Source organism: Pseudomonas sp. FP198, from assembly GCF_030687895.1.
Taxonomy (GTDB): domain Bacteria; phylum Pseudomonadota; class Gammaproteobacteria; order Pseudomonadales; family Pseudomonadaceae; genus Aquipseudomonas.
In genome coordinates this window covers 2,011,807-2,025,172 of the sequence record NZ_CP117452.1, presented here as the reverse complement: position 1 = coordinate 2,025,172, position 13,366 = coordinate 2,011,807, and the positions used below count along the sequence as shown (strand labels likewise).

11 protein-coding genes are annotated in these 13,366 nt (G+C 61.2%); 4 read left to right on the top strand and 7 right to left on the bottom strand.

What is annotated here, in order from left to right:
- Positions 1-204 precede the first annotated feature (204 nt).
- The gene (locus PSH78_RS09425) at positions 205-642 is read right to left on the bottom strand and encodes a hypothetical protein (RefSeq protein WP_305499990.1); all 438 of its coding nucleotides are present in this window, start codon (positions 640-642) and stop codon (positions 205-207) included.
- A 102-nt stretch (positions 643-744) separates the two neighbouring features.
- Here PSH78_RS09425 and PSH78_RS09420 point away from each other — a divergent pair, with 102 nt between their 5' ends.
- Positions 745-1,185 carry a universal stress protein gene (locus PSH78_RS09420; RefSeq protein WP_305499988.1) on the top strand — a complete coding sequence of 147 codons (441 nt, stop codon included), beginning with the start codon at positions 745-747 and terminating at the stop codon, positions 1,183-1,185.
- A gap of 168 nt (positions 1,186-1,353) precedes the next feature.
- Here the strand turns inward: PSH78_RS09420 and PSH78_RS09415 are convergent, their stop codons facing one another.
- Positions 1,354-3,273, bottom strand: a complete 1,920-nt coding sequence (locus PSH78_RS09415) for an ATP-binding cassette domain-containing protein (RefSeq protein ID WP_305499986.1) — start codon at positions 3,271-3,273, stop codon at positions 1,354-1,356.
- A 213-nt stretch (positions 3,274-3,486) separates the two neighbouring features.
- On the opposite strand from PSH78_RS09415, the gene PSH78_RS09410 reads away from it, so the two are divergent.
- Positions 3,487-5,415 carry a transglycosylase SLT domain-containing protein gene (locus PSH78_RS09410; protein ID WP_305499984.1) on the top strand — a complete coding sequence of 643 codons (1,929 nt, stop codon included), beginning with the start codon at positions 3,487-3,489 and terminating at the stop codon, positions 5,413-5,415.
- Between the two features lie 127 nt (positions 5,416-5,542).
- Here PSH78_RS09410 and PSH78_RS09405 read toward each other — a convergent pair whose 3' ends face one another.
- Positions 5,543-6,571, bottom strand: coding sequence for a Fic family protein (locus PSH78_RS09405; protein WP_305499982.1), 1,029 nt, complete (start codon positions 6,569-6,571; stop codon positions 5,543-5,545).
- Positions 6,572-6,633: 62 nt separating this feature from the next.
- Complete coding sequence (locus PSH78_RS09400; RefSeq protein ID WP_305499980.1) at positions 6,634-8,412, bottom strand: ABC transporter transmembrane domain-containing protein; 1,779 nt, start codon at positions 8,410-8,412, stop codon at positions 6,634-6,636.
- A 250-nt stretch (positions 8,413-8,662) separates the two neighbouring features.
- On the opposite strand from PSH78_RS09400, the gene PSH78_RS09395 reads away from it, so the two are divergent.
- Positions 8,663-8,842 (top strand): PA1571 family protein, encoded by a 180-nt coding sequence (locus PSH78_RS09395; protein WP_123341965.1) that lies wholly within the window; start codon positions 8,663-8,665, stop codon positions 8,840-8,842.
- A gap of 112 nt (positions 8,843-8,954) precedes the next feature.
- Here PSH78_RS09395 and pdxB read toward each other — a convergent pair whose 3' ends face one another.
- The gene (gene pdxB, locus PSH78_RS09390) at positions 8,955-10,097 is read right to left on the bottom strand and encodes a 4-phosphoerythronate dehydrogenase PdxB (protein WP_305499975.1); all 1,143 of its coding nucleotides are present in this window, start codon (positions 10,095-10,097) and stop codon (positions 8,955-8,957) included.
- A 298-nt stretch (positions 10,098-10,395) separates the two neighbouring features.
- Here pdxB and PSH78_RS09385 point away from each other — a divergent pair, with 298 nt between their 5' ends.
- The gene (locus tag PSH78_RS09385; protein WP_305499974.1) at positions 10,396-11,799 is read left to right on the top strand and encodes an MATE family efflux transporter; all 1,404 of its coding nucleotides are present in this window, start codon (positions 10,396-10,398) and stop codon (positions 11,797-11,799) included.
- Here PSH78_RS09385 and tusA read toward each other — a convergent pair.
- Both tusA and rlmM read right to left on the bottom strand, forming a co-directional pair.
- Entirely contained in the window at positions 11,796-12,047 is a 252-nt protein-coding gene (gene tusA / locus PSH78_RS09380; protein WP_305499973.1) for a sulfurtransferase TusA, read from the bottom strand. The two genes, PSH78_RS09385 and tusA, sit on opposite strands and share 4 nt — an antisense overlap.
- Positions 12,048-12,234: 187 nt before the next feature.
- Positions 12,235-13,308 carry a 23S rRNA (cytidine(2498)-2'-O)-methyltransferase RlmM gene (gene rlmM, locus PSH78_RS09375; RefSeq protein WP_305499972.1) on the bottom strand — a complete coding sequence of 358 codons (1,074 nt, stop codon included), beginning with the start codon at positions 13,306-13,308 and terminating at the stop codon, positions 12,235-12,237.
- Between the last annotated feature and the right edge of the window lie 58 nt (positions 13,309-13,366).

The window sequence follows — 13,366 nt, the reverse complement described above, 5'->3', positions numbered from 1 at the left end:
ACGACGCCGCATGGGCAGCCATTCATAGAATCAATAATTAGAAAAGTCGCCCTAATTCCGAGCGCGCCGTATTCAACCGGCTAAGCTGGTGACAATAGGTTTGAGCCGAATGAAGAAAGGACGTTCGAATGAACGCCCCGAGGAGATGGTTTACCGGCCTGCCTGGCCAACCCGCCCGATGAATCTGTCGGGCTTTTTTACGCCTCAAGCCAATGCGTTGAGCACTGCGGATATATCCTGCAAAACACTCGCTTCCCCCTTTTCGCCCCAGTACAAGGTAATCATCTGCTTGTCGGCTTCGATTTTGTACACGTTGGCGGGCAGCTTGTGGAAATGCGCCAGCAGCGACTCGTCCAGGCAGGGCTCGCGCCACTGATTGACCCACACGCCAGGGGCGCTCTGCCAGTAGCTCCAAAGGGCCGGCTGCTTGCCACGTCGGGGCCGGTGGTACTGAGCGCAAGGGTTGGGCGGCGGCTGACTGAGCCAGTGCGGCCACTCCTGGGAAGCCAGTTGCATGGCCAGGCCGAGGCGTCGCGCCTCCATGCGCAGGGCCATGCGGCCGCTCTGAACACGCGATGGCCGCAACCATGCCAAGGGGCTCAATACCACCAACAGGATTGACACCACTATCCAGACCGTCATATCTGTACTCCCGAATTCTGATGAGCCCGTTGACCCGCATCACCGTCAATGCGCTTGAAACCAGCCATACTTACCGTATCGCCATTCTCTGGAGTGCTTTTCATGTACTACGAACACGTCCTGGTCGCCGTCGACCTTACTGAAGAATGCGATCCTGTCGTCAAGCGAGCCCTCGCTCTCTGCGAAGGCCGGGACAACAAACTGTCGCTGGTGCATATCGTCGAGCCGATGGCCATGGCCTTCGGCGGTGACGTCCCAATGGACCTTTCCCAGTTGCAGCAGCAACAATTTGACCAGGCCAAGGAACGCCTTGATCGACTGATCGTGAAATACCCGGCATTAAAAAAGGAAAACAGCCACCTGACCTACGGCCAGCCGCGCCAGGAAATTCATCACCTGGCCAAGGAGCAGGGCTGCGACCTGATCGTTGTCGGCAGCCATGGCCGCCACGGCCTCGCGCTGCTGCTGGGCTCCACGGCCAACGACGTATTGCATGGCGCGCCATGCGACGTGCTGGCGGTGCATCTGGTCAAGCGCTCGTAAACGGCAAACCGGTGGGAGCGAGCCTGCTCGCGAAAGCGCCATGACAGCCGACGCTCAAGTCGCCTGATACACCGCTTTCGCGAGCAGGCTCGCTCCCACAAGGGCAAGCGTTTCGAACAAAAATCCCGGTACTCATCGCTGAGTGCCGGGATTTTTTACGTCAACGGATCAGGCGTCCAGTTCAGCCCAGCGCTCGACCAGCGCATCCAGCTCGGCCTGCAACTGCTCCAGGTGGGCAATCACCTTGGCGGTTTCGGCCGCTGGTCGCTGGTAGAAACCGGCGTCAGCCATCTCGGCCTCCACCGCCGCAATCTGCTGCTCCTTCGCCTCGATATCGCCAGGCAATGCCTCCAGCTCACGCTGCAGTTTGTAGCTGAGCTTCTTTTTCGCAGGGGCAGGCGCGGCAGTGGCGGCAACCGGAGCCGGCTCAGCCTTGACGACTGCCGAATTCAGGTCGGCCTTGCCGGATTTGCTCTCGGTCACGCCCAGGAGACGTGGCGAGCCACCCTGGCGCAGCCAGTCCTGGTAACCACCTACGTACTCGCGAACCAGCCCTTCGCCTTCGAAAACCAGGGTGCTGGTGACCACGTTGTCGAGGAAGGCCCGGTCGTGGCTGACCATCAGCACGGTGCCGTTAAAGGTCAGCAACACCTCTTCCAGCAGTTCGAGGGTTTCCACGTCCAGGTCGTTGGTCGGTTCGTCGAGCACCAGCAGGTTCGCCGGCTTGCTGAACAGCTTGGCCAGCAACAGACGGGCGCGCTCGCCACCCGACAACGCCTTCACCGGGGTACGGGCGCGCTGCGGGCTGAACAGGAAATCGCCGAGGTAACTCAACACGTGGCGGCTCTGGCCGTCGATATCGATGAAGTCGCGACCCTCGGCCACGTTGTCGATCACGGTTTTTTCCAGATCCAACTGGTGGCGCAACTGGTCGAAATAGGCGACATCGATTTTTGTCCCCTCTTCCACCTTGCCGCTGGTCGGCACCAGGCCGCCAAGCATCAGCTTGAGCAAGGTCGTCTTGCCGGTACCGTTGGCGCCCAGCAGGCCGATCCGATCGCCGCGCTGCAGGACCATGGAGAAGTCCTTGACCAGGAACGGGCCACCCGGGTGGGCGAAGCTGACGTTCTCCAGCACCATGACCTGCTTGCCGGACTTGTCGGCGGTTTCCAGCTGGATGTTCGCCTTGCCGGTGCGCTCGCGTCGCTCGCTACGCTCAACGCGCAAGGCCTTGAGGGCGCGTACGCGACCTTCGTTACGGGTACGCCGGGCCTTGATGCCCTGGCGGATCCAGACTTCTTCCTGGGCCAGGCGCTTGTCGAACAGCGCATTGGCGGTTTCTTCCGCCGCCAGCACTGCTTCCTTGTGCACCAGGAAACTGGCGTAGTCGCCGTTCCAGTCGATCAGGCCGCCGCGATCCAGTTCGAGGATGCGGGTCGCCAGGTTCTGCAGGAAAGAACGGTCGTGAGTGATGAACAGCACCGCGCCCTGGAAATCCTTGAGGGCTTCTTCAAGCCAGGCGATGGCGCCGATGTCGAGGTGGTTGGTCGGCTCGTCGAGCAGCAGCAGGTCGGGTTCGGACACCAGGGCCTGGGCCAGCAGGACGCGGCGACGCCAGCCACCGGACAGCTCGGCCAGGGTCTTGTCGGCCGGCAGTTGCAAGCGGCTCAGCGTGCTGTCGACCAACTGCTGCAGACGCCAGCCGTCACGGGCTTCGAGGTCGTGCTGGACATGCATCAGCTTGTCCAGGTCGGCATCGGTAACGATGTTCTGGCTCAGGTGATGATATTCGGCCAACAGCGCGCCGACACCGTCCAGGCCTTCGGCAACCACGTCGAATACCGTCCGCTCGTCGGCTACCGGCAGTTCCTGGGGCAATTCGCCGATCTTCAGGCCTGGCGCGCGCCAGACCGAGCCGTCGTCGGGCTTCTGGTCGCCCTTGACCAGCTTCATCATGCTGGACTTGCCAGTGCCGTTGCGGCCGATGATGCACACCCGCTCGCCACGGGCGATCTGCCAGGACACCTTGTCCAACAACGGCATCGCGCCGAAAGCAAGGGACACATCGCTGAATTTGAGCAGGGTCATGAGCTTCTCCAAAAACCGGGCGCGCATTCTACCTGAGAAGAGGCTTCAAAGGTCCGCCAATTTCTCCTCCGAAGCACTCTGCACAACAATTGTTGCGAACTTGCGCGAACGGCCCTGCAAAGCTTTCGCCGGTTGCTGGCAAAAGGCTAAGCTACAGGCAGTTACCCCGGGCTCCCCCCCGGGCTTGTCTTGTTTTTTCTGCCCGGACGTATCATGCGCAGTCGCCTTTTCAGTGTCTTATCTTGTTTGTTTGTGTGTGCCACTGCCGTTCAGACCGCCCAGGCGGTGGATATTTCCACCCAGCGCCAGTATTACGATGAGGCCAAGCGCGCCCTGGCCAAAGGTGATTCCGGCCCCTATTTGCGCTACAGCCAGGCCCTGCGCGATTATCCGCTGGAGCCCTACCTGGCCTACGATGAGTTGACCGCTCGCCTGAAAAGCGCGAGCAATGCCGAGATCGAGAAATTCCTCGCCGAACATGGCGACCTGCCCCAGGCCAACTGGATGAAGCTGCGCTGGTTGCGCTGGCTGGCCGAGCGTGGCGACTGGGCGACCTTCGTCAAGTATTACGACCCCAAGCTCAACTTCACCGAGCTCGATTGCCTCAACGCTCAATATCAACTGGGCCATGGCCTCAAGGCCGAAGGCTACGCCAACGCCGAAAAACTCTGGCTTACCGGCAAATCCCAGCCGGCGGCCTGCGATGCGCTGTTCGGCATGTGGGCGGCCCAAGGCCAACTGACTGAGCAGAAACGCTGGGAGCGCGCCAAACTGGCCGCCCAGGCGCGTAACTATCCGCTGGCCAACAGCCTGGTGAGCGGCCTGACCACCCTGGCGCCTCGCGGCAGTCTGTTGATCGACGTGGCGCAGAAGCCCGAACTGCTCAACCAGCCTTCGCGCTTCGCGCCCGCCGATGAACCGATGTCCGATGTCGTGAGCCTCGGCTTGCGACGCCTGGCACGCCAGGACCCGGAAAAAGCGATGGCGTTGCTGGACGGGTATGCCAGCACCATGCATTTCTCTCGAGACGAGAAAGTGGCAATCGCCCGGGAAATCGGTCTGACCCTGGCCAAACGCTTCGACAGCCGCGCCCTCGACGTGATGACCAAATACGACCCGGAGCTGCGCGATGACACTGTCTCGGAATGGCGTCTGCGCCTGCTGTTGCGCCTGGCCCGCTGGGAAGATGCCTATCAGTTGACCCGCCGCCTGCCCGAGTCGCTCGCCACCACCAACCGCTGGCGTTACTGGCAGGCCCGCAGCCTGGAGCTGGCGCAGCCACAGAATCCTCAAGCGGTGACGCTCTACAAGCAGCTGGCACGGGAACGTGACTTCTACGGCTTCCTGGCGGCCGACCGCTCCCAGTCACCCTATTCACTCAACAACAAGCCGCTGGTGATGAGCCAGGCGCTGATCAACAAAGTACGCAACACCCCTGGAGTGCGCCGCGCGCTGGAGTTTCATGCACGCGGACAGATCGTCGACGGACGCCGCGAGTGGTATCACGTCAGCCGCCATTTCAACCGGGACGAAATGGTTGCCCAGGCGAAACTGGCCTATGACCTGAAATGGTACTTCCCGGCCATCCGCACCATCAGCCAGGCCAAATACTGGGACGACCTGGATATCCGCTTCCCGATGGCCCACCGCGACACCCTGGTGCGCGAAGCCAAAATCCGCGGCCTGCATCCAAGCTGGGCGTTCGCCATCACCCGCCAGGAAAGCGCATTCATGGACGACGCCCGCTCCAGCGTCGGTGCCAGCGGCCTGATGCAGTTGATGCCAGGCACCGCCAAGGAAACCGCCCGCAAGTTCAACATTCCCCTGGCATCGCCCCAGCAAGTGTTCAACCCGGACAAGAACATCCAGCTTGGCGCGGCTTACCTGAGCCAGGTGCACAGCCAGTTCAACGGCAACCGGGTCCTCGCCTCCGCCGCGTACAACGCCGGCCCCGGCCGAGTCCGCCAATGGCTGCGTGGCGCGGACCACCTGAGCTTCGACGTCTGGGTCGAAAGCATCCCTTTCGACGAAACCCGCCAATACGTACAGAACGTGCTGTCATACTCGGTGATCTACGGCCAGAAACTCAACTCGCCACAACCGTTGGTGGACTGGCATGAGCGGTATTTTGACGATCAGTAACGACCAAAAATCCTGAAAGAACCTGTGGGAGCGAGTCTGCTCGCGAAAGCGGTGTGACAGTCAACATCAATGTTGGGGGTCTATCGCCTTCGCGAGCAGGCTCGCTCCCACATCGTTTTGCAGGGGTTCAACCAGACCGCATCAGCTTTTGCTTACCCAATGGAGCAAGTCGATACCGTTGCGCCGGGCTCCTGGGTGATCCGGGATCGGTCATTTCGATCAAACCGCAAGCCAACGCCGGCCTGAGGTAGTTGCTGCGAAATGTAGCCTTATGCGCCAGCCCCAACTGCCCCATCAGCTCACTGACCTTGAAGGCCCCACCCCCGCGCAACGCCTGAAGCAACCTGGCTACTTGGTCGGTTACTTGGTCGGTTACTTGGTCGGTTGAAGGTTCGCTATGAATTGCTTCTCCAAGCGCGACATTGAGTGAGCTCAGCATGAACTCAACAAAAGGGGTCGCCTCGGCCAGCCGGTCCGAAGTCGATAGCGCAGCGTAGTAAGCATCCTGCTGATCGCGAATGACCGCTTCGACCGGCAGATAAGCCAACACAGGTCGCCACCGGCTGAGAATCAATGTTTGCCACAAACGCCCCATGCGTCCGTTTCCATCTGCAAAAGGATGAATGAATTCGAATTCGTAATGAAATACGCAGCTGATGATCAATGGATGCCAATCACACGACCCGGCCCATGCCAGCAAATCGTCTATCAAATGTGTCACGCGGCTGGGCGGCGGTGCCATATGGACCAGTTGATCACCGCGATAAATGCCCACGCCCGCACGGCGAAACTGTCCCGCCTCGTCAATCAGCCCGTGCATTAATAATTCATGAGCAGTGAGCAGGTCGGTTCGGCTGTCGGGCTGCCAATTCGACATCGCTTCGTAGGCAGCAAAAGCATTACGCACTTCCTGGATTTCACGAGGCAGACCCAACACCCGTTGCCCAGCCAGAACCGCAGTGACCTGCTCGACAGTCAGGGTATTGTTTTCGATCGCGAGGGACGCTTGAATCGTGCGGATCCGGTTTCCCCGGCGCAGCTGCGGCGTCTGCTGGCTCTCGCCGACAGCTGAAAGCTGGCCGATCTGCTCGCTGATATCTGCGATCAATCCCAGCATTCCAGTCGTCAGGGTCAACGGTGGCGCGTAACGACTCATACCTTATCCAAGCCAGACACACAGTTCGACATAATGCCCCAACACTTCGGTGCGAGCAGCACTCATCGAACATCCTCTTCCTGCTGACTGAACTGCAACGCCGCCAACCGCGCATACAGCGCATTACTCGCCACCAACTCCTGATGAGTGCCCACGGCGACCACCCTGCCCTGGTCCATCACCGCGATCCGGTCGGCATTTTTCACCGTCGCCAGGCGGTGGGCGATGACCAGGGTGGTGCGGTTTTTCATCAGGCTGGGCAGGGCTTGCTGGATGAGGTGTTCGCTTTGCGCATCGAGCGCGCTGGTGGCTTCGTCCAACAGCAGGATCGGCGCGTCGATCAGCAATGCCCGGGCGATGGCCAGGCGTTGGCGCTGGCCACCGGACAAACCCAGGCCGCCATCACCCAGATGGGTCTGGTAGCCATCCGGCATTTTCTCGATGAAGTCATGGGCGTGAGCGATCCGCGCCGCTTCGCGCACCTGTTCGTCGGTGGCTTGCGGATTGCCGTAGCGAATATTTTCTTCCACCGTACCGAAGAACAGTGCCGGGCTCTGCGAGACCAGGGCGAAGTGACGACGCAGGTCCAGCGGATCGAGCAAGGTCAGCGGCACGCCGTCAAGGAATATCTGCCCCTGCACTGGATCGTAGAACCGCAGCAGCAGGTCGTACACGGTGGATTTACCCGCCCCGGACGGACCGACCAGCGCGACGGTTTCGCCAGCGTTGACGCTCAGGTCCAAACCATCGACCGCATAGCTTTCCGGCCGCGACGGGTAGGAAAACCGTACACCTTCAAGGCGCAGGTCGCCCCTGACCCGCTGCGGCAACGTGACAAGGCCCGTCGCCGGCGGCTGGATGATGTTCTGCGAACGCAGCAACTCGGCAATTCGTTCAGCGGCGCCAGCCGCCCGCTGCAGCTCGCCGATCACTTCGCTGAGCGTACCGAAAGCGCTGCCGACAATCAGGCTGTAAAACACGAATGCCGCCAGCTCACCGCCGGAAATGCGCCCGGCGATCACGTCCATGCCACCGACCCAGAGCATTACGCCCACCGCACCCAGTACCAGAACGATCACCAGGGTAATCAACCAGGCGCGCTGGGCGATACGCTTGCGGGCAGTGTCGAAGGCCTGCTCCACGGTAGCAGCGAAACGGTGCTCGTCCTGGACCTGGTGGTTATAGGCCTGCACCGTCTTGATCTGGCCGAGGGTTTCGGAAACGTAACTGCCGACATCGGCGATACGGTCCTGGCTCTCGCGGGACAGGCTGCGCACTCGCCGGCCAAAGACCAGGATCGGCGCCAGCACCAGCGGCAGCGCAATCACCACGATGCTGGTGAGCTTGGGATTGGTGACGAACAGCAGCACGATGCCTCCGACCACCATCAGCGCGTTGCGCAGAAACAGTGATAACGACGAACCGATCACCGATTGCAGCAGCGTGGTGTCGGCGGTCAGGCGTGACTGGATTTCCGAACTGCGGTTGTTTTCGTAGAATCCGGGATGCAGATACACCAGGTGGTTGAAAACCTGTCGGCGGATATCGGCCACCACCCGCTCGCCAATCCACGACACCAGGTAGAAACGGGCAAACGTACCGACCGCCAACCCCGCCACCAGGACCATGAACAACCCGATCGACTGATTGAGCAGATGCGGCGAGCGCGTCATGAAACCCTGGTCCACCAGCAACCGGATACCCTGCCCCATGGACAAGGTAATGCCGGCGGTGACGATCAGGGCCAGCAAAGCGCCAACGACCTGTTTGCGGTAAGGAGCGATGAAGCCACTGGCCAGGCGTATGGCACGGCGTTGTCGGGAAGAAAGCATCGAGGGCATCCGATAATGCAACGGGAAAAGGAGTTGGTCAGGAGCACCGAAACGCAGCGGAACCAATTTGAATCAGGATGAGTCAGGTTAGATATGACCGCCAAGATCAGGCTCTAGATGTTATCGGTCTAAAGTCTGGCTGGAAATGCATCGGCGTTTCTGGTTGAGTGGAGCTGTCGCCGTGAACCTTCAAGGAGTGTCATGGCTCGGTCACCTGGCGACATTACTATAGGCACGCAACCTGATGAGGAGACAGGCCATGTCCTTGCAACACAGCAGCGAAGACAAGATTCAAGTGATCCGCACGCAACCGGACCAGTCCCTGGGCTGCTCGTTCATCGATGCCCAAGGGCGCGAAGTACCGATCACCGAAGACATGATCCAGAAAGCCTGCAGCGAACTGGAAAAACGACTGGTCAAACCTGCCGAACAAAAGTGATACAGCCCCGTCTTCAACTGAACCCGACCTTGATGTCGGGTTTTTTATGCTTTTGATTCGCCGGCTTGCGGGGTGAAGGAGCTTGCTCCCTCGCCACAAAAGCGCTCTACGCTCAAGCAATGGTGGCGCCCAGGGCTGCCACGATATTTTCCAACGTCGGCGATTGCCCTTCGATCCGCACCTTCAAGCTGTCGATTTCCCGGCGTGGCGGATAATGCTTGCGCAAGGCATCAAAAGCGCTACGTTGCTCGCTGTCGGTGCCGATCAGGCTGCGGCGAAAGTCCGCATCGTCACGGCGCGGGTCGTACACGCTCCGGCACAAGGCCGCCAGGGCCCAGGCCGGGTCGGTGGCGGCATCCAGCGTGAGACCGGCGAGCCACGGCCGTGGCAACAGCTCGGCCAGGCTGATTTCCACCGGCCGCTGCAGGAATCCGCACAAGGCTTCATAAATCTGCGCCGTGCCACGCTGGCGACCGTCAAGGCTGTAGCCGGCGATGTGCGGCGTGGCGATCACACAGAGGTCGGCCAGATCGACGTCGACTGTCGGCTCCTGCTCCCAGACATCCAGCACCGCTTGCAGATCTTCACGCTCCAGCAGCACTTCGCGCAGCGCCGCGTTGTCGATGACCGGGCCGCGCGCGGCGTTGATCAACCAGGTCCCCGGCTTGAGGCTGTTCAATCGTTGCTCATCGAAAAGGTGCCAGGTCGGCTGCTCGCCGTCGCGGGTCAACGGTGTGTGCAGGCTGATCACATCGCACTGCTCGATAATCTGCTCCAGGCTCAGGTAATCGCCGCCTTCGGCAGCCTGACGCGGCGGATCACAGACTTTCACGACCCAGCCCAGGTCTTTGAGTACCTTGATCAATCGCCCGCCTACCTGCCCCGCGCCGACGACGCCAAAGGTGCGCTGCGCAAGATCCGCGCCTTCGATTTCCGCCAGGGTCATGAGACTGCCCAGCACATAGTCCACCACACCACGGGCGTTACAGCCCGGGGCACTGGCCCAGCGAATGCCGGCTTCGGCGAAATATTCCAGGTCCAGGTGATCGGTGCCGATGGTGCAGGTGCCGACAAAACGCACCTTGCTGCCTTCCAGCAGCGCCCGATTGACCTGGCTGACCGAACGCACCAGCAGCACGTCAGCCTGCTCGACCAGCGCCCGGTCGATGCCCCGCCCCGGCACCCGGCGGATTTCACCAAAACCTTGGAAAAACGCATCGAGCAGGGGAATGTTTTCGTCGGCAACGATCAGCATGGCAAAGCTCCTTTGGCGGGGTGGGCAGTGTAGGCGTTCCACTGGGCCTGTGCATTACCTGGAGCGACTGATGTTGTGGCGAGGGGATTTATCCCCGCTGGGTGCGAAGCGCCCTCCTCGATTTTTCGCGCCTGCTACGCAGTCGAGCGGGGATAAATCCCCTCACCACAAGACTCACTAGCCAGCCAGTCTCCCCGAAGAATTGATTACAAATCCCCAACACAGGTTTTTTACTGACCGATGCGTCAAGGCGTAGAATTCGCCGCCTTGCGCTTAATATTTTTCGGATGCTTGCCCTGTGAATCCTGTGATCGACACCCCCACCATTGTCTCCCGCCCGGCCCGGGTGCGCCTGGAGCTCAAGACGTTGCTGGCCCTCGCGTTGCCAATCATGGTGGCGCAATTGGCAACCACCGCCATGGGCTTTGTCGACGCGGTGATGGCCGGCCGGGTCGGGCCGCGGGATCTCGCGGCGGTGGCGCTGGGCAATTCGATCTGGGTTCCGGTATTCCTGTTGATGACCGGCACGCTGTTGGCTACCACGCCGAAGGTGGCCCAGCGTTTCGGTGCCGGTACGTTTGAACAGATCGGTCCATTGGTGCGTCAGGCATTATGGCTGGCCCTCGCGGTGGGGCTGATCGCAACATTGGCGCTGCTCAGCGCCGAGCCGATCCTGCATGTCATGAAAGTCGATCCCGAACTGATCGGCCCTTGCATGGAATACTTGCGCGGCATCGGCAGCGGCCTCCCGGCGGTGGCAATCTATTACGTGCTGCGCTGCTTCAGCGACGGCTTGGGGCGTACGCGACCGGCGATGGTGCTGGGGCTATGCGGGCTGGCCCTGAACGTTCCGCTCAACTATATCTTCATCTATGGACACCTGGGCGTTCCCGCCATGGGCGGTGTCGGCTGCGGCTGGGCCACGGCCATCGTGATGTGGTTCATGGCGGCGGGCATGGCCGCCTGGACACGCTGGGGCCCGATCTATCAATCGAGTCAGCTGTTCAGCCGTTTCGACTGGCCGCAATGGTCGGTCATCAAGCGCCTGCTGGGCATCGGCCTGCCGATCGGCATCGCGGTGTTCGCCGAATCGAGCATCTTCGCGGTCATCGCCCTGCTGATCGGCAGCCTCGGCGCCACAGTGGTGGCCGGACACCAGATCGCCCTGAATTTCAGCTCGCTGGTGTTCATGATTCCCTATTCCCTGGGCATGGCCGTGACCGTACGGGTCGGCCAGGCGCTGGGGCGTAGCCAGCCTCGGGAAGCGCGCTTTGCGGCGGGTGTCGGCATGGCCACGGCCCTGGCGTACGCCTGCCTGTCGGCGAGCCTGATGTTCGCGTTGCGCGGGCCTATCGCGGCGATCTATACCGCCGACCCCGTGGTGATCGAAGTGGCCTCGATGCTGATCGTCTACGCGGCGCTGTTTCAGTTTTCCGATGCCATCCAGGTCACGGCGGCGGGCGCGTTGCGCGGTTACCAGGACACCCAGGTGACGATGATCCTGACGCTCTTCGCTTACTGGGGCATCGGCTTGCCGGTGGGTTACGCCCTGGGCCTGACCGACTGGCTCGGCACCGCCAGCGGCCCAAGCGGATTGTGGCAGGGTTTGATCGTGGGATTGAGCTGCGCGGCGTTGATGCTGACGATCCGACTGACGCGCAGTGCCCGCGGGCAGATTCGCATCAGTCGCTCGACGGCTTAAGCGAGCTTCTTGCGGATCCAGTAGCGGTAGGTGCCGTCCACTTCATCCTGGCTGACCAGTTCGTGATCGAGAAACACGCAAAACTTGGGGATATCACGGCGAGTCGACGGGTCGGTGGCAATGACTTTCAGCAATCCGCCGGGGGCCAGGTCACGGATATGCTGGTGCAGCATCATAACCGGCTCCGGGCAGTTGAGGCCGGTGGCGTCCAGCGTGCCGTCGACCGGCGTTTCGTTCATTTCACTCATGTTCTACTCCTGAAACTGGCCGCTATTGTCGCGCAATGTCGGCGCTCGGTCACCCCTGGCTTAACGCCGCACCCTGTGGGAGCGAGCTTGCTCGCGATGACGGTGGGTCAGTTTGCATCAATGCTGAATGTGACGACGCCATCGCGAGCAAGCTCGCTCCCACAGGGGACTTTGGTACCTTAAGGAATTAGCGAGACTTCGGCCTCTTGCTATCCAGCCGCCGCAGATGGCACGTCACTTCCTCACGGTCGTGATACAGCTGCTTGCAGCCGATCTCGACCTTGATACCCCGGGCCTTGAAACCCTCGGCGATGCGTTCGAGCAGACGCTTCACCTCGGCGTAACGCTGCTTCATCGGCAGTTTCAAGTTGACCACCGCCTCGCGACAATGCCCCTCGCCAATCCACTCTTCCAGCATTGCGGCATTGCGCGCGGGTTTTTCGACGATGTCACAGACCATCCAATCCACCGGCTGCTTGGGCTTGAACGTGAAGCCGTCCGCCATCAAGTGCTGCACCAGGCCGGTGTCCATCAGGCTTTCAGCCATCGGACCGTTGTCGATGGCCGTCACCAACATGCCCCGGTTGACCAGTTGCCAGGTCCAGCCACCCGGCGCAGCGCCGAGGTCCACGCCGGTCATGTCGCTGTGCAGCCGCTCATCCCATTGGTCACGGGGAATGAAATGGTGCCAGGCCTCTTCGAGCTTGAGGGTCGAGCGGCTCGGCGCTTCGCGAGGGAATTTAAGGCGTGGAATACCCATCGGCCACATCGCCGAGTTATTGGCCTCCGCCAAACCTAGGAACACTTCGCGGCCACTCTTGAACGTCAGCAGCAGGCGCGGCTTGTGCGCATCGTCCACCAGCTTGCCGGCGCCACTCAAGGCCTTGCGCAACGGACCTTCGAATTTCTTGCAGAAGTTCGACAGCTCTTTGCCGTCGTTGGTATCGACCACTTCCAGCCACAGGCTGCCGCACGTCGGGAAAGCCGCCAGATGGGCGAGGATGACGCTGATGCGGTCGGTCTCCGGCAACTCGATGAACGAGCCACGCGCCCACTGGCGCGGGAAAATCAGCTCGGCAAAGCGCTGTCCACGCATCAGCCGCTCGGCGCCGTCTTCTTCAGTGCAGACGAATTCGGCGCAGGCGCTGGCCGGCTTGGCCTTGGCGTAGCCGGCCACGTTCAGCCGCGCGGCATGTTCGGCGATCTCGGAACAGACCTCGCCTTCGAAGCCCGGTCGGCAGTGCATAAAAAGCGTGTTCATTGAAACTCCGTAGCAAAGCCTGTCACGAAAACCGCCGCATGATAGCGGAGTTCGGAAC